The sequence below is a fragment of the Xanthobacter aminoxidans genome, assembly GCF_023571765.1.
Lineage (GTDB): Bacteria > Pseudomonadota > Alphaproteobacteria > Rhizobiales > Xanthobacteraceae > Xanthobacter > Xanthobacter aminoxidans.
Genome location: NZ_JAMJXC010000001.1, coordinates 154,392 through 177,827, shown reverse-complemented (window position 1 = coordinate 177,827; position 23,436 = coordinate 154,392). Strand labels below are relative to the sequence as shown.

Below are 23,436 nucleotides of genomic sequence, written 5' to 3'. Positions count from 1 at the left end.
TTGGACAGCCAAACCCGCCACGAAAACCGGTCCACCCGTCGCAAGGGCGTCACAGACCGGAGCGGTGGGGGGCAGCCTCGATGCGGCGACAGGGCACTGCTGTGGACGTTTTGTCCAATGGCTGCCGCACCGCAACACGGCGACAAGGTCTGGGTGCGAATGGACGCCGAGGCCATGTCAGGAAGATCGAGGCAGCACCGCGCGGGACGGCTCGTCGTCACCGCAGCCGCAGGGCTCCTGATCGCGCTCGCTTCGCCCCGTCCCGGCGTGGCTGCGTCCGACGCCGAACGCAGCGCGCTGGGCGCGATGCTGTTCTCCGATCCCGACCTCTCCGCTGGACGCAACCAGTCCTGCGCCACCTGCCATGATCCGGCGCACGGCTTCGCCGACCCGCGGAAAGACGCTGCCAGCGGCGCCGTCTCCCTCGGCTCGGACGGGCATGCGCGCGGCGTGCGCAATGCGCCCACCGTGAGCTATGCGGCCTCCGCGTCGCGCTTCCACAGGGACGAGCAGGGCCGCTATGTCGGCGGCCAGTTTCTGGACGGCCGCGCCGACACGCTGGAGGCGCAGGCCGGGGGGCCGCTGCTCAACCCCGTCGAGATGGCGATGCCGAGCAAGGCGAGCGTGGTGGCGCGACTGAAGGAGAAGCCGGTCTATGTGGAGACCTTCGGCCGGCTGTTCGGTGCTGATGTCCTCGCCAGCGACACTCGCGCCTTCGCCGCGCTGACCGAGGCGCTGGCGGCCTATGAGCGCAGCGCGGAGGTTTCGCCCTTCGATTCCAGATATGACCGCTCCCTGCGCGGCGAATACAAGATGACGGATCAGGAAGAACTGGGGCGTGTCCTGTTCTTCTCCACCCAGTTCACCAACTGCCACCTCTGCCACCAGATCGAGCCGCAGGGCGGCAGCCGCGAAACCTTCTCCAACTATCAGTTCCACAATATCGGCGTGCCGGCGAACCCCGATCTGCGCGCGCCCACCGATCACGGCCTGCGTGCCGGCCGGCACCTGAAGGACCGCCGGCAGGATGGCCGGTTCAAGGTGCCGACCCTGCGCAATGTCGCCGTCACCGGCCCCTACATGCACAACGGTGTGTTCAAGGACCTGCGCACCGTCATCCTCTTCTACAACAGCTATGTCACCAAATCGGACGCGCGCCGCATCGACCCCGAGACCGGCCGCCCTTTCGCGCCCCCGGAGGTCGGCAGCACGATCTCCCGCAAGGAGCTTCTGGACGCGCCCGCCCTCGACGACAAGCGCATCGACGCGCTCGTCGCCTTCCTGAAGACGCTCACGGACGCGCGCTACGAGCCGCTGCTCACGCCATGAGCGCAACCGAGATCTGCCCCATGTCGACCCATCCGAAATCAATCCGGTCGCGCCGCAGGGCGCAGCCAGAGACAAGGAGACCGGACCGTCCCGGCAGATCCCATGATCCTCGATACCGTCGACCTCTCGCGGTTGCAGTTCGCTGTGACCGCGCTGTATCATTTTCTCTTCGTGCCGCTGACGCTCGGCCTCTCGGTCCTGCTCGCCATCATGGAGACGGTCTATGTGATGACCGGCCGGCCCATCTGGCGCCAGATGACCAAGTTCTGGGGCACGCTGTTCGGCATCAATTTCGTGCTGGGGGTGGCCACCGGCATCGTCATGGAATTCCAGTTCGGCATGAACTGGAGCTATTACAGCCACTATGTGGGCGACATCTTCGGCGCGCCGCTCGCCATTGAAGGCCTGATGGCCTTCTTCCTGGAGGCGACCTTCGTCGGCCTGTTCTTCTTCGGCTGGGACAGGCTGTCGAAGGTGGGGCACCTCGTCACCACCTATGCCGTTGCGCTGGGCTCGAACCTCTCCGCGCTCTGGATCCTCATCGCCAACGGCTGGATGCAGAACCCCACCGGGTCGGCCTTCAACCCGCAGACCATGCGCATGGAAGTCACCGACTTCTATGCCGTGCTGTTCAATCCGGTGGCGCAGGCGAAGTTCGTGCACACCGTCTCGGCGGGCTATGTCACGGCGTCCTTCTTCGTGCTCGGCGTCTCCGCCTGGTACCTGCTGAAGGGGCGCCACACCGACCTTGCGAAACGGTCCATGACGGTGGCGGCCTCCTTCGGCCTCGCCGCGTCCCTGTCCGTGGTCGTGCTGGGCGACGAGAGCGGCTATCTCGACGGCGAGCACCAGAAGATGAAGCTCGCCGCCATCGAGGCCATGTGGGAGACCGAGCCTGCGCCGGCCGGCTTCACCATCGTCGGCCTGCCGGACCAGCAGGCGCGCGAGACGCGCTTTGCGGTGCGCGTCCCGTGGGTGCTGGGCCTCATCGCCACACGCACGCTGACGACGCAGATTCCCGGCATCGAGGAACTGGTCGGCCACGCCGAAACCCGGATCAAAAGCGGCATCCTCGCCTTCGACGCCCTGCAGCAGATCCGCGCCGCCGGCAGCAGCGCGGCCATCGCGCCCGCGGTGAAGCAGGCGTTCGAGGACAATGGCGGCAACCTCGGCTACGCCCTTCTGCTGAAGCGCTATGTGGACGACCCGCGCAAGGCGACCGCCGCCCAGCTGAACCAGGCCGCCTGGGACACGGTGCCGAACGTGCCGACCCTGTTCTGGTCGTTCCGGGTGATGGTGGGGCTCGGCTTCTTCTTCATCGCCTTCACCGCGCTCCTCTTCTACCTGTCGGCGCGGCGCCGGCTGGACCGCAGCCGCACGCTGCTCTGGATCGCGGTCCTCGCCATCCCGCTGCCGTGGATCGCGGCGGAGCTGGGATGGGTGGTGGCCGAGGTGGGCCGCCAGCCCTGGATCATCGAGGGCGTGCTGCCCACCGCCGCCGCCGTCTCCAGCCTCGGCGCCAGGACGGTTCTGGCGACACTCGCCGGATTTGCCACCATCTACACGGTGCTGATCGTCATCGAGATGACGCTGATGCTCCGCGCCATCCGCAAGGGACCGGAGCCGGACGACGCCCCCGAGGCCCGGCTCATTCCCCCCGCATTCGCTGCCGCGGAGTGACTGCCATGATCCTTCACACCCTCATCGACTACGACGCCCTGCGCGTCATCTGGTGGCTGCTGCTCGGCGTGCTGCTCATCGGCTTCGCCATCATGGACGGGTTCGATCTCGGCACCGGCATGCTGCTGCCCTTCGTGGCCCGTACCGATCTGGAACGGCGTGTCGTCATCAACACGGTCGGCCCCGTCTGGGAGGGCAACCAAGTGTGGCTCATCCTCGGCGGCGGCGCCATCTTCGCCGCCTGGCCGCCGCTCTATGCGGTGTCCTTCTCCGGCTTCTATCTCGCCATGTTCGCCATCCTCTTCGCGCTGATCCTGCGGCCCGTGGGCTTCAAGTATCGCTCGAAGCGCGAGAGCACGGCTTGGCGCTCGGCGTGGGACTGGGCGCTGTTCGTGGGCGGGCTGGTGCCGGCGCTGGTCATGGGTGTCGCCGTGGGCAACGTGCTGCAGGGCGTGCCCTTCCACCTCAACGACGAGCTGCGCATCTTCTATGACGGTACCACCCTCATCGAGCTCTTGAACCCCTACGGCCTGCTGTGCGGGCTGCTGAGCGTCGCCATGCTGGTGATGCACGGGGCCAACTGGCTGGTGCTGAAGACGGAGGGCGAGGTGGAGGCGCGAGCCCGCACCGTCGGCAGCGGGGCGGCGCTCGCAACCATCCTGCTCTTCGTCCTCGGCGGGGTCTGGCTCTATTTCGGCGTCAGCGGCTACCGGATCGTCGGCGAGATCGCCAAGGACGGCCCCTCCAATCCGCTGGCCAAGGCGGCGGAGCTTTCGCCCCACGCCTGGTTCGCCAACTATGCGGCGCGGCCATGGATCATCGCCGGACCGCTCCTCGGCATCGCCGGTTCGCTGGCGTCGTTCGCGGCGCTGCGTGCGCGGCGGGAGATCGGTGCCATCCTGGCGAGTTCCCTCGCCATCTTCGGCATCATCTCGACGGTGGGGCTCTCCATGTTCCCCTTCATCCTGCCGTCCTCCATCGACCCGCGGTCGAGCCTCACGGTATGGGATGCCTCTTCCAGCCATCTCACCTTGTTCATCATGCTGGTCTGCGCCGTGATCTTCGTGCCCGTCATCATCGCCTACACCACGTGGGTCTACCGCGTGCTGTGGGGCAAGGTGGACGCGAAGGCCATCGCCGATGGCTCCGGCCACGCCTACTGAGGGAGCTCAAAGATGTGGTACTTCGCCTGGCTCCTCGGCCTGCCCCTGGCCGCCGCCTTCGCCGTGCTCAACGCCATGTGGTTTGAGCTGATGGACGACCGCGCCCGCACGCTCGCGAGCAAATCCGGTCAGAAATAAACCTCGACCAAGGCCGGTGCCGCACGCAAGTTCGGCACCGGCCGCGGCTTTTTCTGCCGTTCCACTTGCCCGGAGCCCATCGAAGCTTCGTCGGCTTGGACCGTTTGTCCAATCGTGCCCTGTCGCGGCCTCACCATAGTGGGCCATCCGCGAACACAGCACGACGGACCCATGATGATCGCCCATGCTCTTTCCAGGCTGGGGGCCTGGCTTGCCGCCCGGCCCGACCGGCTCACGGTGGTGAATGCCCTGCTGCTCACCGCCATCCTGATCCTGCTCGGCTCAGCCGACCTGTTCCGCTTCGTCGGCGGTGCCGCCGTTCTCCTGTGCGCGGCCGCGATCCTGGTCCGGTCCCTGCGGCGCATGGACGGCAACCCGCTAACCCTGCACCCCTACGATCTCGCCGTGATGCTCGCGCCGCCGGCCATCGCGGCCGCGCTGGCCGCGCTCGCCATCATCCTCGTCGTGGGCCATGCCCCCGGCAGCTTCGCCCACACCATGGGCCTCGTGCTGTTCACCATCGAATTCGCGCTGCTGGCACTGGGCGCGAGCGATGGCGGCGATGGCACGCCCGAAGCTGCGAGGGCGTGATGGATTTTCCCGTCTTCCACCTCGACATCCTCGGCAATCGCGGCCTCATCGCCACCATCGCCATCCTGCATGTGCTCATCAACCACGGCCTCGCGGTGGGCCTCATGCCCCTCGTGGCGGCCATGGAATGGTATGGGCACAAGCGCGGCGACGCGCGCTGGGACAAGCTCGCCTACCGCATCCTGTTCTTCGCCTTCCTCATCACCACCACGGTCGGCGCGCTGACCGGCGTCGGCATCTGGCTGTCGGTGTCGCTGGTGAACCCCTATTCCATCGCCAGCCTCATCCGCGTCTTCTTCTGGGCGTGGTTCGTGGAATGGCTGGTGTTCATCACCGAGGTCTGCCTGATCCTCGCCTATACGCTCACCTGGAAGAAGTGGGCGACGGGTGCCGCCAAGGTGCGCCACATCCGCCTCGGCTTCGCGCTGGCCTTCTTCTCATGGGTGACGATGGCCATCATCGTCTCCATCCTCGGCTTCATGATGGACCCGGGGAACTGGCTCTCCCAGCACACCCTGTGGAGCGGCTTCACCAACCCCGTCTATCTGCCGCAGCTCGCCTTCCGCACGCCACTAGCGGCCGCCATGGCGGGGGTCATCGCCATGTTTCTCGTGCCCTTCTTCGTGAAGCGCGACGATCCCTTCCGGGCGACGGCGCTCCGGGCCATCGCGGTCTGGACGCTGGTGGCGGCGCCGCTCGTTCTGGCCGGCGGGCTCTGGTACTACGCGGTCGTGCCGGAGGCCATGCGCGACAATTTTGGCGTGGCGCTGGCCAGCCTGCAATTCGCCGAGTGGCAGCAGAAGTTTCTGGAGATCGCGGTGGTCACCGTGGTCGCTATCCTCGCGGTGGTCCAATGGGCGATCACCCGGCCGCAGCTCCTGCCGCGCGTCGTCCTGATCGTGCCGTTCGTCGCCATCCTGTGGATGACCGGACACTTCGAGCGGGTGCGCGAATTCGTCCGCAAGCCCTATGTCATCGGCAGCTACATGTATGCCAACGGCTTCAGGGTGGACGACTACGCCCTGCTCCAGCGCGACGGCGTGCTCGCCTATGCCACCTATTCCAACCCGCTGACGGACGCCGAGAAAGCCGGCCTGCCCGAGGGGCTGGCCGCGCCTGAGCGCGCGGCGCTGCTGACGCGCATCCAGGCCGGCAAGGACGTGTTCATGAACACCTGCTCGCGCTGCCACACCGGGCACGGCGTGAATTCCATCACCGGCCATCTCCAGCGCATGTTCGGCGACCAGCCGTGGAGGAGCGAACTCACCGCCGGCTACATCGAGAACATGCACGAGGCGCAGCCCTTCATGCCGCCGTTTCCCGGCACTGCACGGGAGCTGGAGCTGATGGGCGCCTATCTCGAGCATCTCCAGCACAACGCCGCGCCCATTCCCGGCGCCCAGCAGGCCGGCGTCGTCGTCATCACCCCGACGCTGCGCGCCGCCCTCACTGGCGCTCCACCCCTCACCCAGGCCTCCGCAACGCCCCTCACGCGGGAGACCAGCACGCGATGAACCCCAACGTTCCCGTTCCCCACGACATCCCGGTCCCCCACGACATTCCCTTGCCCATGCCGGCACCGGAGCCAGTGCTGGTGGCGGTGCTGATCGTCTTCTTCCTCATGCACATCGCCTTCGTGAACTTCATGGTGGGCGGGGCCTTGCTGTCCTTCATCTATGAAGCGCGCGGGCTGAAGCAGAAGCGCTACGACCGCCTCGCCTATGAGATCGCCTCCACCATCACCGCCAACAAGAGCATCGCGGTGGTGCTGGGCGTGGGGCCGCTGCTGGCGATCAACACGCTCTACACGGTCTATTTCTACACCGCGAATGCGCTCACCGGCGCGCTGTGGGTGTCCATCATCCCGCTGGTGGTGATCGCCTTCGTGCTCACCTACATCCACAAATATCTCTGGCATCGCATGGAGGGGATGAAGGCCCTGCACCTCGCCATTTCCGGGGTCGCGTGCCTGCTCTTCCTGTTCATCCCGCTGATCTTTCTCACCAACATCAACCTGATGCTGTTTCCCGAGAAATGGGGAACGGTGCACGGCTTCCTCTCCGCCCTCGCCTTGCCCAACGTGCTGCCGCGCTACGCCCATTTCGTGCTCGCCTGCCCGGCCATGGTGGGGCTTTTCCTCGTCTGGCTGTTCCGCCGACGCAGTGATGCGGAGATCGCCGATACCGGCTTCAGCCGGGCCGAGCTGATCCGCCTCGGCTATCGCTGGGCGTTCTGGCCGACCATGGCGCAGTTCCTCGTCGGCCCCGTGGCCCTCTTCACCCTGCCGCACACCAGCGGCTCGCAGGCCGGCGCCTTCGGCCTGTTCGGCCTCTCCATCCTCGTGTCGCTGGCGCTGTGCGTGGTGATGATCCGCGAGATCCGCGGGCCGGACGGCGCCATCGGCCGCATGTTCGGCCTCGCCGCCTCGCTGATGCTGGTGGTGGTGGTGCTGATGGGCGCCGGGCGGCACCTCTATCGCGAGGCGGCGGTGAGCGAGCATCGCGAGATGGTCCGCGCCAAGACGCTTGAGTACGCGCGCAAGGCCGAGGAGGCCCGCCGGCAGGCCGCGTCCGCCACGGCGGCGGCGGTGAAATGAGCCCGGCGCGCGGGGTACGGACTTCCCCGGAGGCGGAAAGGTCGCGTTGCCTCGCGTGCCGACGGGGCGATAGTGGTCGCGGTCCAGCTGCCGCAACCGGGGAGTGACGTCGGCATGAGCGTGACTGCCATCGAGAGCGACGCCACGCGCGACAATCTGCGGCTGCTCATATCGCTGCGCTGGCTCGCCGTGGCGGGGCAGATCGCGGCCATCGCCTTCGTGCATCTGTGGCTGGGCATCTCCCTGCCGCTGGCCGAGATGGGACTGGTGGTCCTCTTCCTCGTCGGCCTCAATCTCGTCAGCCTTCACCGGGCGCTCAGCGCGGTGGAGGTGACGCAGACGGAGCTCTGCATCGAGCTGCTGCTCGACGTGGCGGCGCTGACCCTCCAGCTCTATCTGAGCGGCGGCGCCACCAATCCCTTCATCTCGCTGTTCCTGCTGCAGGTGATCCTCGGCGCGGTGCTGCTCGCGCCGGCCATGGCCTGGGTCATCGTGCTCGTCACCAGCCTGTCCTTCATCTGGCTGACCCACTTCTATCGGCCCATCGACTTCGGCAACCATGTGGGCGGGCACCACCACGCCGAGCGCACCTTCTTCGACCTCCATGTGCAGGGCATGTTCCTGTGCTTCATCCTCGCCTCGGTGCTCGCGGTGGTGTTCGTGACCCGCATCACCTCCAATCTGCGCCGGCGCGATGCCCACCTCGCCGAAGCCCGGCGGCGCGCGGCGGAGGAGGAGCACATCGTGCGCATCGGCCTCCTCGCCTCGGGCGCCGCCCATGAGCTTGGCACGCCGCTGGCGACGCTCTCGGTCATCCTGAACGACTGGCAGCACATGCCGCGCTTCCGCGACGATCCGGCCTTCGCCGAGGAACTGGCGGAGATGCAAACCGAGATCGGCCGCTGCAAGTCCATCGTCTCGCACATCCTCATGGTCGCCGGCGAGGCGCGGGCCGAGGAGGCCCAGCGCAGCCCGTTGTCGGACTTCCTGGACGAGATGGTGGAAAGCTGGGTGCAGAGCCGCCGCCCCAGCGCCCTCGACTACGCCAATGCCACCTCGAAGGGGGCCGCGATCACCGGGGACGGCGTGATCCAGCAGGCGCTGTTCAACGTGCTCGACAATGCGCTGGAAGCTTCGCCCGGCGGCATCAGCGTCCGGGCCGCGGAAGAGGGGGAAGACCTTGTGATCCGCGTCACCGACCAGGGTCCGGGCTTTGCTCCCGATGCCCTCACGCAGCTCGGCCGGCCGTTCCAGTCCAGCAAGGGCGAGGCGGGGCGCGGGCTCGGCCTGTTCCTCACCATCAACGTGCTGCGCAAGCTGGGCGGGGATATCGAGGCCGGCAACCTTGCGGGCGGTGGCGCCTTCGTCGAGCTGCGCCTGCCGCTGGAGGCGCTCGCCGTGGACTATGCCGATGTCGCGTGAACGGGACCTCCTTCTGGTCGAGGACGACGCCACCTTCGCCCGGGCCCTTCAGCGTTCGTTCGAGCGCCGGGGCTACAGCGTGCGGCAGTGCGGGCGCATCGGCGACCTTCCCGAAGTGCTCGCCAGCTTCCACCCCGGCCGCGCCGTGGTGGACCTGAAGCTGTTCGACGCCTCCGGCCTCGAATGCATCCAGCAGCTGCGGACCTTCGATCCCGACATGAAGATCGTGGTTCTGACGGGCTTCGCCAGCATCGCGACCGCGGTCGAGGCGATCAAGCTCGGCGCCTGCCACTACCTCGCGAAACCGTCCAACGCCGACGACATCGAGGCCGCCTTCGCGCGGCAGGACGGCAACCCGGACGTGCCCCTCGGCGTGCGGCCAAGCTCCATCAAGACGCTGGAATGGGAGCGCATCCACGAGACCCTGGCGGAAACCGATTTCAACGTCTCCGAAACCGCCCGCCGCCTCGGCATGCACCGCCGCACGCTGGCCCGCAAACTCGCCAAGCGCCGGGTGACTTAGACCGCACGCGCCATCATCGCGCGGCCGGAGGCCGGATTCCGGCGCCTCATGGCCAAGACCAAGTTGCCACGTCCGGGAGCCGCGCCTAGCGTGCGCGTCGAACCGGCGGTTGTGGGCCGGGAAGCCGGCTTGCGCCATCGGCTTCCGCCTGTCCGCATCTACCGGCGGAGAGGGAGCATGGCCCGTTGTGACCCGGCCGGCTCCCGCGCGTCATCCGCCATGCAGATGCCCACCTCGCGGAGCGCGGCCGACACAAAAGACCTGATGCGGCAAGGAGGGATGAAATGCGTAAGACGACATTGGCGATCGCAATGACTATGGCATTGACCCCCTGCATTGCGGCCCGCGCTGCCGAGCCGGATGACAGCGAGGTCATGACGGTTGTGAATCAATATCTCGCCGACATGAACCAGGGCGCGGCGGAGAAGTTCGTCAAGCTGTGCGCGCCGCAGACCATCATCATCGATGATTTCCCGCCCCATGTCTGGCAAGGCCCCACGGCGTGCATGGACTGGCTGACCGCCTTTGCGGCATTCGATGCGAAGGCGGGCATCACCCCGCGTGCGGTGACCGTCGACAAGCCATGGCGCGTCAGCGTCACCGGCGACGTCGCCTATGTCGTGATGCCGGCAACGTACAAGTATACGGAAGGCAAGGAGAAGATCACCGAGGCCAATTCGGTGTGGACCCTGGCGCTCCGGAAAGGCGCGGATGGCTGGCGCATCTCGGGATGGGCCTGGGGACAGCGATAGCCAGCCCGCCCGTCCTTCCAGATCAACCACGCCCTCCCGCTCAGCCGGCGCGCCCGGCCCGGCTGTCGGAAGACGGGCGAGACCGGCTTGAGGGACAGCGAAGGAGCGACAGCGCGAGGATGTCGCCCCTGTGGGCGCCCGGCTAGGCGAGTGCGGCCCGCACTTCGGCGTCGGCCAGCACGTCGTCCAGGGTGCGCCTGAGGCGCGACAGAAGCAGGTCCATCTCTTCGCCGGTGCAGGTCAGCGCGGGCGCGAGGCCGATGGTGCCGTCAGCGAAGGCGCGGAAGATCAGGCCATTGCGGTAGCCGGCCTCGAACAGGCGGCGCGGCAGCTCCACTGCGGGATCGAAGCGCGTCTTCGCCGCCTTGTCGCGCACGAGTTCCAGCGCGCCGAGCAGCCCGCGCGCGCGTGCGTCGCCCACCAGCGGATGATCGACGAGGGCGGCGAGGCCCGCCGCAAAGGCCAGCCCGCGCGCCTCTCCATTGGCGAGGATTCCCCCCTCCGTATAGAGGCGCAGGACTTCGAGCCCCACCGCCGCGCTCACCGGGTGGCCGGAATAGGTGAAGCCATGCCCGATGGGCGCCTCGGGCGCCAGACCGTCGGCGATGGCCTGATAGATCCGGTCCGACATAAGAACCGCGCCCATGGGCACGTAGCCGGCCGTCAGGCCCTTGGCGACGGTCATCAGGTCCGGCGACACCGCCTCCGCGTGGCAGGCGAAGAGCGGCCCCGTGCGGCCGAAGCCGGTAATGACCTCGTCGGCCACGAACAGGATGTCGAGGCGCGTGCAGGTCTCCCGCATGGCCTTCAGCCAGCCGGGCGGTGGCACGATCACGCCGCCCGAGCCCTGCACGGGCTCGCAGAAGAAGGCGGCCACGTTGTCGGCCCCGAGTTCGGCGACCTTCGCCTCCAATGCGGCGACGGAGGCGGCGATCACCGCTGCGGGGTCGCCACCCGCCGGGTTGCGGTAGGGATAGGGCGAGGCGATGGTGTGCTGGCGCGGCGTCGGCACATCGAAATGGGCATGGAACGCCGGCAGCGCGGTGAGGCCCGCCCCGGTGGAAGACGAGCCGTGATAGCCGCGCTCCAGCGAAATAAAGTGTTTCTTCGCCGGCCGTCCAGTGGAGTTGAAGTAGTGCGTGATGTAGCGGACCGCGCTGTCCACGGCGTCCGATCCGCCGAGGGTGAAATAGACATGGTCCAGCCCCTCCGGCGCCAGTTCCGCGAGGCGCGCCGCAAGGCGGATGGAAGGCTCCGAGCCGAAGCCGAAATAGCCGGTGGCATAGGGCAGGCGGCGCATCTGCTCCGCCGCAACCTCCACGATGCTCTCCTGCCCGTAGCCGACATTCACGCACCACAGGCCGGCGAAGGCATCCAGCAGTTCATGCCCCGAGGCATCCCGCAGGAACATGCCGGAGGCGGACTGCAACACGGTGACACCGTGCTTCTCATGGCCGCGGAACGACATGACCGGATGGATGAGGTGATCGCGGTCGAGAACCTGAAGGGAATTCGCGGGCATCGCGGGGCGCGGCCGGGCGTCAGTCGAGGGCATCGGCGATCGCCTTTCCGCAGCTCAGCGTGTTGGCGGTGCCGCCGATGTCGGCGGTGCGGCCCGCAGGTTCGGCCAGCACCCGCTCGATGGCGCGTTCGATGGCAGCGGCGGCGTCCATTTCCCCGAGATGCTCGAGCATCATGGCCGCGGACCAGATCTGGCCCACCGGATTGGCGATGCCCTTGCCGGCGATATCCGGCGCGGACCCGTGCACCGGCTCGAACAAAGAGGGGAAGGTGCGGTCGGGATTGATGTTGCCGGACGGCGCGATGCCGATGGTGCCGGTGCAGGCGGGGCCGAGATCGGAGAGGATGTCGCCGAACAGGTTGGAGGCGACCACCACGTCGAACCGGTCCGGGTGCAGCACGAACTGCGCGGTGAGGATGTCGATGTGGTACTTGTCGGTGCGCACCTCCGGGTAGGCGGCCGCCATCGCCTCCACCCGCTCGTCCCAATAGGGCATGGTGATCGCGATGCCGTTGGACTTGGTGGCCGAGGTCAGGTGCCGGTTCGGCCGCCGCATGGCCAGCTCGAACGCGAATTTCAGCACCCGGTCCACGCCATGGCGCGACATGACGGTTTCCTGAATCACCAGCTCGCGGGGCGTGCCGGGATACATGCGCCCGCCGATGGAGGTGTATTCGCCCTCCGTGTTCTCGCGCACCACCCAGAAGTCGATGTCGCCCGGCTTGCGACCCACGAGGGGGCAGGGAACGCCCGGCATCAGCCGCACAGGCCGCAGGTTCACATACTGGTCGAACTCCCGCCGGAACTGCAGCAGCGAGCCCCAGAGCGAGACATGGTCGGGCACCGTATCCGGCCAGCCCACCGCGCCGAACAGGATGGCATCCGAGGTGCCGACCCGCGCCTTCCAGTCCGCCGGCATCATCTCGCCATGGCGGGCGTAGTAGTCGCAGCAGGCGAAATCGTGCCAGGCGAGATCGAGGCTGAAGCCATAGAGCGCCGCCGCCTTCTCCAGCACGCGCACGCCCTCGGGCATCACTTCCTTGCCGATGCCGTCTCCGGGGATGACGGCGATGCGATAGTGTCTTGCGGCCATGGTCACGTTTCCTGCGATATGTGTGAGATTGGGGTCAGACCGGCGCCGTGAGGCGCAGCCCACCCATGTGAAAGGCCTTGGGCTCCAGATATTCGGCGATGCCGAGATAGCCGCCCTCGCGGCCGAGCCCGGACTGCTTCACGCCGCCGAAGGGCGCCACCTCCATGGAGATGGCACCGGTGTTGAGCCCCACCATGCCGAATTCCAGCGCCTCGCCGACCCGCCAGGCGCGGTGCATGTCCTCGGTGAAGAAATAGGCGGCGAGCCCGTAGGGGGTGCCGTTGGCAATGGCGATCGCCTCCCCCTCGGTCTCGAAGCGGAACACCGGGGCGACGGGGCCGAAGGTTTCCTCATTGGCGAGCCGCATGTCGGTGGTGGCGCCGGTGAGGAGGAGCGGGGCGACGAAGTTTCCCTCCGCGCAGGACGTGTCGGCCTGCTGCGCCACGCGCGCGCCCTTGGCCAGCGCGTCGGCCACATGCGCGTGCACCTTTTCGGCGGCAGCCCGATTGATGAGCGGGCCGATGCCGACACCGGGCTGCGTGCCCGGCCCGACCTTCTGCGCGGCGATCCGCGCGCCGAGGCGGGCGACGAAGGCGTCGTGGATGCCGGCCTGCACCAGGATGCGGTTGGCGCACACGCAGGTCTGTCCGGCATTGCGGAATTTGGAGGCCATGGCCCCCTCCACCGCAAGGTCGAGGTCGGCATCGTCGAAGACGATGAAGGGCGCGTTGCCGCCCAGTTCCAGGCTCAGCTTCTTCAGCGTCCCCGCCGACGCACGCATGAGATGGGCGCCGACACGGGTCGAGCCGGTGAACGAGATCTTGCGGACCGCGGGGTTGGAGGTGAGCTCCTCGCCGATGGCGGCCGGCAGGCCCGTCACCACCGAGATGACGCCGGCGGGAATGCCGGCCCGCTCCGCGAGCTTCACCACCGCCAGAGCGGAAAACGGTGTCAGTTCCGACGGCTTGATGACCATGGTGCAGCCGGCGGCGAGGGCCGGCGCGCATTTGCGCGTGATCATCGCGATGGGAAAATTCCAGGGCGTGATGGCGGCGGTGACGCCGATGGGCTGCTCCAGCATCAGGATGCGCCGGTCGGCCCCGGGCGCGGGGATGGTGCGGCCGTAGATGCGCCGTGCCTCCTCCGCGAACCACTTCACGAAGGAGGCGCCGTAGCGCACTTCCCCCTCCGCCTCGGCCAGCGGCTTGCCCTGCTCGGCCGTCATGATCCGCGCGAGGTCGGCAGCGTTGGCGAGGATGAGGTCGTTCCAGCGCTCCAGCAGGCGCGCGCGCTCCGCCGCCGGCACTGAACGCCACGAGCGGAACGCCGTCTCCGCCGCCTCGATGGCGCGCCGCGTCTCGGCCGCGCCGCAGGCCGGAACGGTGCCCACGACCTTGCCCGTGGCTGGGTCCTCCACGGCGAGCGTCGCGCCGTCGTCGGCAGCGCACCACTGCCCGCCGATGAAGGCCGCCTGGACGAGGAGGCTCGGGTCGGCGAGGTTGAGGATGTGTTCAGCGGCGAGGGACATGGGCGGCGTCTTTCAATAGCCGCGGCTGCGTTCGACGAGGCCGATCATCGGCTCGCCCGCGGCGTGGCGGCGGAGGTTTTCGAGCAGGCTGACCACGGCGGTCTCCGGCCGGGTGAGACTTGCGACGTGCGGGGTCAGCAGGATGCGCGGATGGCTCCAGAACGGATGCTCCGGCGGCAGAGGCTCCGGCTCCGTGACATCGAGCACGGCGCCCGAGAGGGTACCGGCATCGAGCGCGGCGACCAGATCCTCAGCCACCACATGGCCGCCGCGCCCCGCGTTGACGATGCGGGCGCCCGCCGGCAACCGGGCGAACAGGCTTGCATCGAGGATGCCCCGCGTCTCGGCGGTGAGCGGCAGCAGGCAGACGAGGATGTCGGTGCGCGCGAGGAACGGGGCGAGCCCGGCCTCGCCGGCGAAGGTCTCCACGTTCAGGATATCCCGCGGTGAGCGGCTCCAGCCCGCAAGCGGAAAGCCGAACGGCGCGAGGCCCGTGAGCGCCGCCTGCCCCAGCGAGCCGAGCCCCATGATGCCGACGCGCCGCTGCGCCGCCGGCGTTTCATAGTGCTGCGCCCAGAGGTGCCGCTTCTGCTGGTCGATATAGGTCGGCAGGTCGCGGTGGAGCGCGAGCACGGCCATGGTTACGTACTCGACCATGCCCTCGACGATGCCGGGCTCCACCATGCGCACCACGGGAATGCCCGGCGGGATGCGGGTGAGGTCGAGGTGATCCACGCCGGCCCCGGTGGAGAAGACCACTTCGAGATTCGGAAACGTCGCCGCCAGATCCACCCGCACGTCCCAGACGGCAACCCAGCGGATATCGGCCGGGTCTCCCATGTCGGGCCAGATGCGCACGTCGATTTCAGGCGCCATTTCGCCGATCAGCCGGCGCCAGACTTCGCCGCGGGCGGGATCGGCCATGTAGAGGAGTGCCATGGGCAGGACCTGACGGAGTGAGGGAGCGGAATCAGGAAACGGCAACCCACAGCTTGCGCACGGTCTCCAGCGTTTCCCAGGTTCCCACGAAGCCCGGCCGCAACACGAAGGTGTCGCCGGCGCTGAAGCGGCGCGGACTGCCGCCATCCTCGGTCAACACGATCACGCCGGAGAGGATCGTGCAATATTCCCACGTCTCGCCCTTGATGGAGCGCGTGACGCCGGGCGTCGCCTCCCAGATGCCGGTGCGGATGTCCTTGTGGCCGGCCGCCGCGATTTCCCAGGTCTTGTAGCTCGGATCACCGGCGATCAGCCGGTCGGGCACAGGCTTGCTCTCGCGCGCGGGTCCAGGGGCGGCAAGGTCGAAGGCGATGAGGTTGCTCATGGGCGCGGTTCCAGACGGCAAAGGGAGGCGGGCGCCGGCCGGGATGGGCCGCCGCCGCGCGGGTGCGAGGCGTGCGAGGTCTCAGGCGTCTGCGTTCTTCCGCGGCGCGGTGCGTGCGCTGAGGGAAACGAGGATCACCATCAGGAAGGAGATCGCGGTCAGAAGGGTGCTGATGGCGGCGATGGTCGGATCGATCTCGTCGCGCAGCGCCGTGAACATGCGCTTGGTGAGCGTCTGGTACTCGCCGCCCGAGATGAAGATGGCGACCACCGTCTCGTCCAGCGCCGAGATGAAGGCGAACAGCAGGCCCGAGATGACGCTGGGGCGGATCTGCGGCAGCGTCACGATGAAGAAGGTGCGCAGCCGGTTCATGCCGAGACTGCGCGAGACCATCTCCTGCGCCGGATCGAACTTCCTGAGGCCCGTCAGCACCGAGATGATGACGAACGGCAGGCCGAGCATGACGTTGGCGAGGATCAGGCCGCTCATGGTCGCGAGCAGTCCGACGTTGGCGTAGACGAGGAAGACGCCGACGGCCGTGATCACGATCGGCACGACGAGGGGCAGAAGCAGCACCACCTGCAGGCTGCGCACCAGGCGCGACGTGGAGAGGTTCAGCGCGTAGGCCGCCGCCGTTCCAAGCACGGTCGCGATGATCGCGCTCGACACGGCGAGGATCAGGCTGACCCGCGTCGCCTGCATCCAGGCGGCGCTTTCGAGATAGGCCTCATACCAGCGCAGCGACCAGGAGGGCGGCGGGAAGGCGAGGAAGCGGGCGCCCGAGAAGGACATGGGCACGATGATGAGGACGGGGACCATCAGCCAGACCAGGATGAGGCCCACCACCACGTAAAGGATGATGCGGGAGAGGGACATGATCAGCGCGCCCCCATGATGCGTTCGAACGGGATGATGAGGCTCGCCAGCCGGAAGACGAGGAACACGCAGGCGAGCAGCACGATGCTGATGGAGGAGGCGGCGCCCCACTCGTTGTAGACCTCGATGTTCCGCGACACGAGCATGGAGACCATGTAGGTCCGTCCGCCGCCCAAGAGTTCCGGCGTGATGTAGAAGCCGAGCGTCAGCACGAAGACGAGAACCATGCCGGCCACGACGCCGGGCAGCGACAGGGGCAGGAACACCCGCGTGAAGACATAGAACGGCGTGCCGCCGAGGCTCGCGCCGGCCATGGTGAGTTCGGCCGGAATCTTCTGCATGGTGGCGTAGAGCGGCAGCACCATGAAGGGCAGGAGGATGTGCACCGTCGCGATCACGGTGCCCAGCTCGTTGTTGACGAGCGCGAGAGGGTTCTGGATCAGCCCGAAATCGGTCAGCACCGAGTTCACGAGGCCGCGCCGTTGCAGCAGGATCAGCCAGGCGTAGGCCCGCACCAGCACGCTGGTCCAGAACGGCAGGATGACCATCGCGAGGATGAAGATGCTCCATCGCCGCGATGCGCCGGCCGCCACATAGGCGATGGGATAGCCGAGCAGCACGGTCGCCGCGGTGACGATGAAGGCGATGCGGAAGGTCTGCAGGAAGGTCGTCCAGTAGACGGCGTCACTGAAGAACCGCGCATAGTGCGCCAGGGTGAACGCCCCATCCTGCCGCACCGACTGCCAGACGAGCCAGCACAGCGGCACGATCAGCAGGCATCCCACCACGGCAAGCGAGGGTGCGAGCAGCAGCAGGACGAGGCGCTGTTCGCCCCTCTTGTGGGCAAGCGACGGATCGGTTGACGAGGCCGACATGGCGGGCTCCTGGAGCAGGCTTGCGGGTCGGGCCGGCCCGCGACACGGCGGGCTCGGCAGCGCGGGAGGGATCGCTTCACCCCACCTCGGGCAGGGGAAGCGATCCGGTGGCCCGCGGGCTTATTTCTGGACGAAGCCCGCCCAGCGCTTGATGGCATCTTCGCCGGCCGGCGAGGCCCACCAGGCCTGCGACACCAGCACCTGCTTGGCCGCATTCTCCGGCGCGCTCGGCATCTGGGCCGTGCGCTCGGGCGAAATCTTGCCGGTGGCGTAGGCGGCCGGGTTGCCCGGGCCGTAGTCGATGTAGGCGGGGAAGTTCGCCTGGATATCAGGCGTCATGGCGGCATTCACGAACTTGTAGGCGGTCTCGAGGTTCGGCGCGCCCTTCACGATGCACAAAGAGGTTTCCTGAAGCAGGCCCTGGTTGAAGGTAAAGCTCACCGGAGCGCCCTCCTTCATCACCGCGGCGACGCGGCCGTTCCAGGCCATCTCCATGTCGATCTCGCCATCCGCCAGAAGCTGCGCCGACTGGGCGCCGGAGGTCCACCACACCGTGATGTTCGGCTTGATCTGCTCCAGCTTCTTGAAGGCCCGGTCCACATCGAGCGGATAGAGCTTGTCGGCCGGCACGCCGTCCGCGAGCAGGGCGGCTTCCATGGTCGCCTGCGGATGGTTGCGCAGGGCACGAGTGCCGGGGAAGGCCTTCACGTCCCAGAAGTCGGCCCAGGTCTGTGGCGCCTTGCTGGCGAACTTCTTCTTGTTGTAGGCGAGGACCGAAGAATAAAACTCGTAGGCCACCGAATAGGGCGTCTTGTACTGCGCCGGCATGGACGCCGCGTTGGGAAGCTTGGAGAAATCGAGCTTCTCCACCATGCCCTGGTCGCCGCCGCGGACGCAGATGGTGGTCGGCGCGTCGATGACGTCCCAGATGGGCTTGCCGGTGGCGGCCTGCGTCTTCAGGACCGGCCATGCATCGGGCGCGCTGTCCTGGTTGATGGTGATGCCGAGCAGCTTGGCGGCGGGGTTCAGGATGGCCTTGGTCTGGGCCTCCTGATACGCGCCGCCCTGCGAGACGAAGGTGATCTGCTCTGCGGAGGCCGTCGCCACCGACAGGGCCAGCGCCGCGGTCATCACCGGGATCGAGACTGAAAAGCGCATGCCTTTTCTCCTCTTGGCCGCTTCGGGCCCTTGCCTTCTGGAAGCTGTCTGCTCGTCCGCCGTCATCTCCCGATGGCGTCGAGGAATTGATAGACCCCTGCGACCAGCCGCACCGCCGGCTCGCGCAGGGCATAGAATGGAATGGGGTGGAGCGGCTGCCGGGTGATGAGGCCGAGATCCGGCTGGCGCCCCGTCACCAGATCCGCCACATGCCGTCCGATGCCGGAGGCCAGCGCGACGCCGGTGCCGTTGTAGCCCACGCTATAGACCACCCGGTCGTCGAGGCGTCCGAGATGGGGGAGGCTGTCCAGCGTCATGGCGACGAGGCCGGACCAGCGGTGCGTCACCTTCACCTGCTGGAGCTCGGGGAACTGCCGCACCATCGCCTGTTCCAGCGCGGTGAACGCGCTCTCCCGGTCGGTCTTGCCGAAGGCACCACGGCCGCCATAGAGCAGGCGATCGCCGGCCTTGCGGAACCAGCGCATCATGCGCCGCGTCTCGGTATAGCTCCGCCCGGTGCGCAGCAGATGGGCGCCGGGCGTGCCGGTGAGCGGCTCGGTGGCGATCATGGCGGAACGGAACGGGATGATGGAGGTGCGCACGCACGCCGTGGCAGGCGTCAGGTCCGAATAGGAATTGGTGGCGATCACCACCTGCCGCGCGGTGATGCGCGCCGCCGGCGTCTCGATCACCACGCCCGCCCCCTCGCGGCGCAGGCTCATGACCGGCGAGCGCTCATAGACGCAAATCCCCGCCGCCTTGAGCCCGGCGGCGAGGCCCAGCACGTAGTTCAGCGGGTGGATGATCCCGCCATGGGTGTTCAGCATGCCGCCGGTGAAGCCGTGCGAGCCCGTCTCCGCCGCGACCTCTTCTGCGCTCAGGATGGAGATCGCCGTGTCGCCGAGCGCGCTGCGCAGCCACTCCGCTTCGGTCCTGAGCTGTTCGAGCGTATGCGCATTGTGGGCGCAGCGCAGCGAGCCGGTGGGCTGGTAGTCCGCCCCTTCAATGCCAAGCTCCGCGATGATCTCGCCCGCATGCGCGATGGCCTCGAGCCCGAGATCGTGCATCCGGCGGGCGGTGTCGATGCCATGTCGGCTGGCGATGTCGCGGAAGCCGAGCCGGAACTTGCCAGAGACCACGCCGCCGTTGCGCCCGCTCGCGCCCCAGCCGATGCCGTTGGCCTCCAGCACCACCGGCGACAGGCCGGCCTTGGCCAGATAGTGAGCGGTGGTGAGGCCGGTATAGCCGCCACCGATCACAGCCACGTCGAAGCTCTGGTCTCCGCCCGCGCTCGCAAATGTGGGACGCGCGACCGAAGTCGCCTGCCACAGCGAGGGGATGTCGGTCGGGAGCGCGGGGGTGACCATGAGGTTCTGCCTTCTCGCTCAGGCGGCCACGCGGGACGTGTCGAGCTCCGCATCCACGGCATCGGCGAGCTGCTTCAGCGTGGAGAAGTGGAAGTCCGGCTTGGTCAGCACCTTCGGGTCCGGCGTGCCGCCGAAGCCCTTCTGGCCCTGGCGTCGTTCGATCCAGCAGGTGGTATAGCCCTCGGCCTTGGCGACGCCGATGTCGTGATACTGGCTCTGCGCCACGTGCAGGATTTCCGACTGGCGGAAGCCGTGCGCGGACTGGCGCCCCTTGTTGAAGGCGAAGAAGCGCGGATCCGGCTTGGCACAGCCCGTCTCGTCGCAGGTCACGCTGTCGTGGAAGGGGTTCTCAAGGGTTGCCGAATAGGCCGAGAAGGCGGTCCGGTCGGCATTGGTCATGGCGACCAGGCGGAAGTTCTTGCGCAGGCGGCGCAGCGCCTCCACCGAATCCGCGAAGGCCGGCCAGCGCAAGACGGCGAGCTGGAAGGCCTCGGCGGTGGCCTCGTCGTTCTGGAAGCCCCGTTCGGCGGCGAGGGACAGGTAGACGTCCTTCATGGCGAAGGAGGAGCGGCCATAGAACTTGTCGCGGCCGCGCTTGTAGGGCTCGAAGATGTCGTCGTCGCTGGCGGCCGCGGCCTTCGGGCCGCCCAGCGCGCGCACGGCGTTCAGGACACCCGTCTCGAAGTCGATGAGCGTGCCGACCACGTCGAACGTCAGGACCTTGAACTGAGAGAGCTTCATCTTACGCTTTCCTTGTGGATGTCGAATTCGGGAGCGGGGGTGTCAGGGCGCCTGAGGCACCACGATGGTGTCGTCGGGATGCAGCCGGACGGCGATGCGTTCGCCCGGCGCCTTCATGCGGGAGCGGTTTTCGTGATTGCTCGGCACCCGCAGGCTCAGGCGGACGCCGTGGTCCAGATCCACGAAGATGCGCACGCTCTCGCCCTGGTAGAGCGTTTCCGACACCGTGCCGGAGAGGATGTTCGCGGTGGTGTCTCCGCCGTCCTGCACCACCGTGAGCTTCTCGGAGTGCACGGCCAGGAACAGCTTGAGATTGTGCGGGATCGGCCGCGCCGAGACGATGCGGGTGCCGCCGAGGTCCACCGAATTGTCGTCGATGCGCGACACCGGCAAAAGCGTCGCCTCGCCGATGAAGCCGGCCACGAAGGAATCCACCGGATGGTCGTGCAACCGCTCCGGCGCATCCACCTGGACCACACGCCCCTTGTTCATGATGGCGATGCGGTCGCTCATGGTGAGCGCCTCGCGCTGGTCGTGCGTCACGTAGATGATGGTGGCGGCAAGCTTGCGGTGCAGATGCTTGAGCTCGATCTGCATCGTCTCGCGCAACTGCTTGTCGAGGGCCGAAAGCGGCTCGTCCATCAGGATCAGCCGCGGCTCGAAGATCATCGCCCGGGCGAGCGCGACGCGCTGGCGCTGGCCGCCGGACAGTTCGTGGATCTTGCGGTCGCCGAACCCGCCGAGCTCCGTCATCTCCAGCGCCGCCTTCAGCTTCGCCGGCCATTCGGACTTCGGCATGCGGCGGGCGCGGAGCGGAAAGGTCACGTTCTCGGCGACGGTCATGTGCGGGAAGAGCGCGTAGTTCTGGAACACGATGCCGATGTCGCGCTTGTGCGGCGGGGCGAACGTGATGTCCCGCTCACCGAGGAATACCGACCCGGAGGAGGGCTGGACGAAGCCGCCGAGAATGCCCAGCAGCGTGGTCTTGCCAGACCCTGAGGGGCCAAGCACGGAGACGAACTCGCCGGGCGCCACCTCAAGACTCACGTCGTTGAGGGCGCAGAACCCGGCGTAGTGTTTGGTGGCGTTCCGGATGGATACGCCAACGGTTCCGGAAGATGCAGGCCTGTTCATCTCGCCCCGCTCTGGAAAGCAACGCGGCAACGTTACATCGCATGTGCCACCGGACGAAAAAGCCCGTGCGCTGGCGCGGGCCGATCCGCGATCGCGATGCCGTTCCCCTGTGTCTCTGGCTTTTATCGGCCCTTGTTGGGCCTTCGTTGCGGCTAAGAAGACCAATCTTGCGCACCGGGTTCAATTGAAAAAAAATCCCGGCTAAGTTACATTATGTAAATGCGCAAAATCCGCCTCGCCCTGCCGTCCATGAATGGCTTCTTCACGTTCGAGGCGGCGGCCCGCTGCGGCAGCTTCGCCCGCGCCGCCGGGGAGCTGAACGTCACGCCGGCGGCCGTCAGCCGGATGATCGGCCGGCTCGAAGACCACATCGGGACCACTCTGTTCAACCGCCTGCCCGGCGGCGTGACGCTCACCGAGCCCGGGCTCATTCTCTACGAAGCCATCTCGCGGGGATTTTCCGGCATCGAGCACGCGCTGCGCGAAATCGAGGACCGCAATGCCGGCGTGGATACCGTGACGCTCTCGGTCTCGACCGGGTTCACCACCCACTGGATCATGCCGCGGATGGCGGAACTGAAGCGGACCTTCCCGACGGTGGAACTTCGGTTCGAACTCATCATGTCCGCCTTGACGGGGCCGGTCACCGACGTCGACCTCGGCATGCGCTTCGTGAACGGGCCGGACGAGCGGCACGAGGCGGCCTACATCATGCCCGAGATTCTCCTGCCCATCTGCAGTCCCGGCTACAGCGACGCGCACCGGGGCCCGACGAAGTCCACGGAGGAAACCCTCATCTTCCTGAGCGAGGCGCAGCCGAACTGGTCGCACCTCTTCTTTCCGGAGGACCCGAGTTCGCCCGTCAATTCAATGATCTTCTCGGACTACGCCATCGTCGTGCAGGCTGCCCTGCTGGGTCAGGGCGTGGCACTCGGTTGGCTGAACGTGATCTGCCACTGGCTGCGCAACAAGATGCTCATCCCCGCGAGCCCGCGCCTCATGACCACCGGGCGGCACTGCCAGTTCGTGCGGTCGCGCGACAAGGCCACGCGCGCGATCGTGACCGAGGTGCGGGACTGGATCATCGCGCGCATCCAGGAAGACATCGCGGTGGTCACGGAACTCCATCCGGAACTCGGCCTCGACGCGGTGCTGGAGCAGGGCGCGCGTCAGATCGCGTCGAGGAGCTGATGCGATCTGGACAGCCCCGGATTTTTAGGTGGGGGGCTCATAAGGCCGAACCCCAGATTCACCACGGCGAGCTTGAAAGCGGCAAGGACGGCGCCACTATCGCCTCCTCCCCTGACGGCCTCTCGCGGGCGGAGGGGTCGGCGCCGTCTATGATCGCCTTCTTGGCGTCGTCGCGCCGCGCCCGCGCCTTGGCAAGCGTCACATCGGGATAGGGGCCTATGGCGAGGAGCTTCTCCTTGCCCTCGATGCGGTACTTCAACCGCCAGAGGCGGGAGCCCGTTGGGTTCACCAGGAGATAGAGACCACCACCGTCCGCCAGCTTATAGGGCTTGTCGCCGGCCTTGGCCGCGCGGATGGCCGTGTCGGTCAGGGGCATAGAGGGCGCCCTCAATGGGGGTACGTTTCAGATACCCCCAAATTTGCCGGCTGCCAA

Annotated in this window: 23 protein-coding genes; 11 read left to right on the top strand and 12 right to left on the bottom strand. The window is 67.5% G+C overall.

The window, feature by feature from the left end:
- Window positions 1–117 precede the first annotated feature (117 nt).
- The 10 genes from EJ105_RS00765 (at window position 118) to EJ105_RS00720 (ending at window position 10,194) form a co-directional block, all read left to right on the top strand.
- Complete coding sequence (locus tag EJ105_RS00765) at window positions 118–1,329, top strand: cytochrome-c peroxidase (RefSeq protein WP_250164940.1); 1,212 nt, start codon at window positions 118–120, stop codon at window positions 1,327–1,329.
- 102 nt (window positions 1,330–1,431) lie between these two features.
- Complete coding sequence (locus EJ105_RS00760; RefSeq protein WP_250164939.1) at window positions 1,432–3,009, top strand: cytochrome ubiquinol oxidase subunit I; 1,578 nt, start codon at window positions 1,432–1,434, stop codon at window positions 3,007–3,009.
- A gap of 5 nt (window positions 3,010–3,014) precedes the next feature.
- Window positions 3,015–4,172 carry a cytochrome d ubiquinol oxidase subunit II gene (gene cydB / locus EJ105_RS00755; protein ID WP_250164938.1) on the top strand — a complete coding sequence of 386 codons (1,158 nt, stop codon included), beginning with the start codon at window positions 3,015–3,017 and terminating at the stop codon, window positions 4,170–4,172.
- A gap of 12 nt (window positions 4,173–4,184) precedes the next feature.
- Window positions 4,185–4,310: a cytochrome bd-I oxidase subunit CydX gene (gene cydX, locus EJ105_RS00750; protein WP_024277007.1), complete on the top strand. Its 126-nt coding sequence runs from the start codon at window positions 4,185–4,187 to the stop codon at window positions 4,308–4,310.
- 171 nt (window positions 4,311–4,481) lie between these two features.
- On the top strand, window positions 4,482–4,901 hold the full coding sequence (locus tag EJ105_RS00745) for a hypothetical protein (RefSeq protein ID WP_250164937.1): 420 nt from the start codon (window positions 4,482–4,484) through the stop codon (window positions 4,899–4,901).
- Complete coding sequence (locus EJ105_RS00740; RefSeq protein ID WP_250164936.1) at window positions 4,901–6,415, top strand: c-type cytochrome; 1,515 nt, start codon at window positions 4,901–4,903, stop codon at window positions 6,413–6,415. Before EJ105_RS00745 ends, EJ105_RS00740 begins: the two co-directional genes overlap by 1 nt.
- On the top strand, window positions 6,412–7,497 hold the full coding sequence (locus EJ105_RS00735; protein ID WP_051678946.1) for a hypothetical protein: 1,086 nt from the start codon (window positions 6,412–6,414) through the stop codon (window positions 7,495–7,497). The genes EJ105_RS00740 and EJ105_RS00735 overlap by 4 nt, the downstream gene beginning before the upstream one ends.
- Before the next feature lie 114 nt (window positions 7,498–7,611).
- Window positions 7,612–8,919: an ATP-binding protein gene (locus EJ105_RS00730; protein ID WP_250164935.1), complete on the top strand. Its 1,308-nt coding sequence runs from the start codon at window positions 7,612–7,614 to the stop codon at window positions 8,917–8,919.
- Window positions 8,909–9,442: a response regulator transcription factor gene (locus EJ105_RS00725; protein WP_250164934.1), complete on the top strand. Its 534-nt coding sequence runs from the start codon at window positions 8,909–8,911 to the stop codon at window positions 9,440–9,442. Before EJ105_RS00730 ends, EJ105_RS00725 begins: the two co-directional genes overlap by 11 nt.
- Window positions 9,443–9,726: 284 nt before the next feature.
- The gene (locus EJ105_RS00720) at window positions 9,727–10,194 is read left to right on the top strand and encodes a YybH family protein (RefSeq protein WP_250164933.1); all 468 of its coding nucleotides are present in this window, start codon (window positions 9,727–9,729) and stop codon (window positions 10,192–10,194) included.
- 142 nt (window positions 10,195–10,336) lie between these two features.
- Here the strand turns inward: EJ105_RS00720 and EJ105_RS00715 are convergent, their stop codons facing one another.
- The 11 genes from EJ105_RS00715 to EJ105_RS00665 form a co-directional block, all read right to left on the bottom strand.
- A complete protein-coding gene (locus tag EJ105_RS00715) occupies window positions 10,337–11,716 on the bottom strand; it encodes an aminotransferase class III-fold pyridoxal phosphate-dependent enzyme (protein ID WP_250165197.1) in 1,380 nt (459 codons plus the stop codon).
- Between the two features lie 19 nt (window positions 11,717–11,735).
- Window positions 11,736–12,809 carry a tartrate dehydrogenase gene (locus EJ105_RS00710; RefSeq protein WP_250164932.1) on the bottom strand — a complete coding sequence of 358 codons (1,074 nt, stop codon included), beginning with the start codon at window positions 12,807–12,809 and terminating at the stop codon, window positions 11,736–11,738.
- A gap of 34 nt (window positions 12,810–12,843) precedes the next feature.
- On the bottom strand, window positions 12,844–14,337 hold the full coding sequence (locus EJ105_RS00705; RefSeq protein ID WP_284145252.1) for an NAD-dependent succinate-semialdehyde dehydrogenase: 1,494 nt from the start codon (window positions 14,335–14,337) through the stop codon (window positions 12,844–12,846).
- A gap of 12 nt (window positions 14,338–14,349) precedes the next feature.
- Window positions 14,350–15,276 (bottom strand): 2-hydroxyacid dehydrogenase, encoded by a 927-nt coding sequence (locus EJ105_RS00700; protein WP_250164931.1) that lies wholly within the window; start codon window positions 15,274–15,276, stop codon window positions 14,350–14,352.
- Between the two features lie 31 nt (window positions 15,277–15,307).
- A complete protein-coding gene (locus EJ105_RS00695; protein WP_250164930.1) occupies window positions 15,308–15,661 on the bottom strand; it encodes a cupin domain-containing protein in 354 nt (117 codons plus the stop codon).
- Between the two features lie 81 nt (window positions 15,662–15,742).
- A complete protein-coding gene (locus EJ105_RS00690) occupies window positions 15,743–16,537 on the bottom strand; it encodes an ABC transporter permease (RefSeq protein WP_250164929.1) in 795 nt (264 codons plus the stop codon).
- A 2-nt stretch (window positions 16,538–16,539) separates the two neighbouring features.
- Entirely contained in the window at window positions 16,540–17,412 is an 873-nt protein-coding gene (locus EJ105_RS00685) for an ABC transporter permease (protein ID WP_024276994.1), read from the bottom strand.
- Between the two features lie 120 nt (window positions 17,413–17,532).
- Entirely contained in the window at window positions 17,533–18,570 is a 1,038-nt protein-coding gene (locus EJ105_RS00680) for an ABC transporter substrate-binding protein (protein WP_250164928.1), read from the bottom strand.
- 62 nt (window positions 18,571–18,632) lie between these two features.
- Window positions 18,633–19,937 carry an NAD(P)/FAD-dependent oxidoreductase gene (locus tag EJ105_RS00675; RefSeq protein ID WP_250164927.1) on the bottom strand — a complete coding sequence of 435 codons (1,305 nt, stop codon included), beginning with the start codon at window positions 19,935–19,937 and terminating at the stop codon, window positions 18,633–18,635.
- A gap of 18 nt (window positions 19,938–19,955) precedes the next feature.
- Window positions 19,956–20,678: an HAD-IA family hydrolase gene (locus tag EJ105_RS00670; RefSeq protein ID WP_024276991.1), complete on the bottom strand. Its 723-nt coding sequence runs from the start codon at window positions 20,676–20,678 to the stop codon at window positions 19,956–19,958.
- Between the two features lie 42 nt (window positions 20,679–20,720).
- Window positions 20,721–21,812 (bottom strand): ABC transporter ATP-binding protein, encoded by a 1,092-nt coding sequence (locus tag EJ105_RS00665; protein WP_250164926.1) that lies wholly within the window; start codon window positions 21,810–21,812, stop codon window positions 20,721–20,723.
- A gap of 219 nt (window positions 21,813–22,031) precedes the next feature.
- On the opposite strand from EJ105_RS00665, the gene EJ105_RS00660 reads away from it, so the two are divergent.
- Window positions 22,032–23,003 (top strand): LysR family transcriptional regulator, encoded by a 972-nt coding sequence (locus tag EJ105_RS00660; RefSeq protein ID WP_250164925.1) that lies wholly within the window; start codon window positions 22,032–22,034, stop codon window positions 23,001–23,003.
- A gap of 58 nt (window positions 23,004–23,061) precedes the next feature.
- Here EJ105_RS00660 and EJ105_RS00655 read toward each other — a convergent pair whose 3' ends face one another.
- On the bottom strand, window positions 23,062–23,379 hold the full coding sequence (locus EJ105_RS00655; protein ID WP_250164924.1) for an Arm DNA-binding domain-containing protein: 318 nt from the start codon (window positions 23,377–23,379) through the stop codon (window positions 23,062–23,064).
- Window positions 23,380–23,436: the final 57 nt, after the last annotated feature.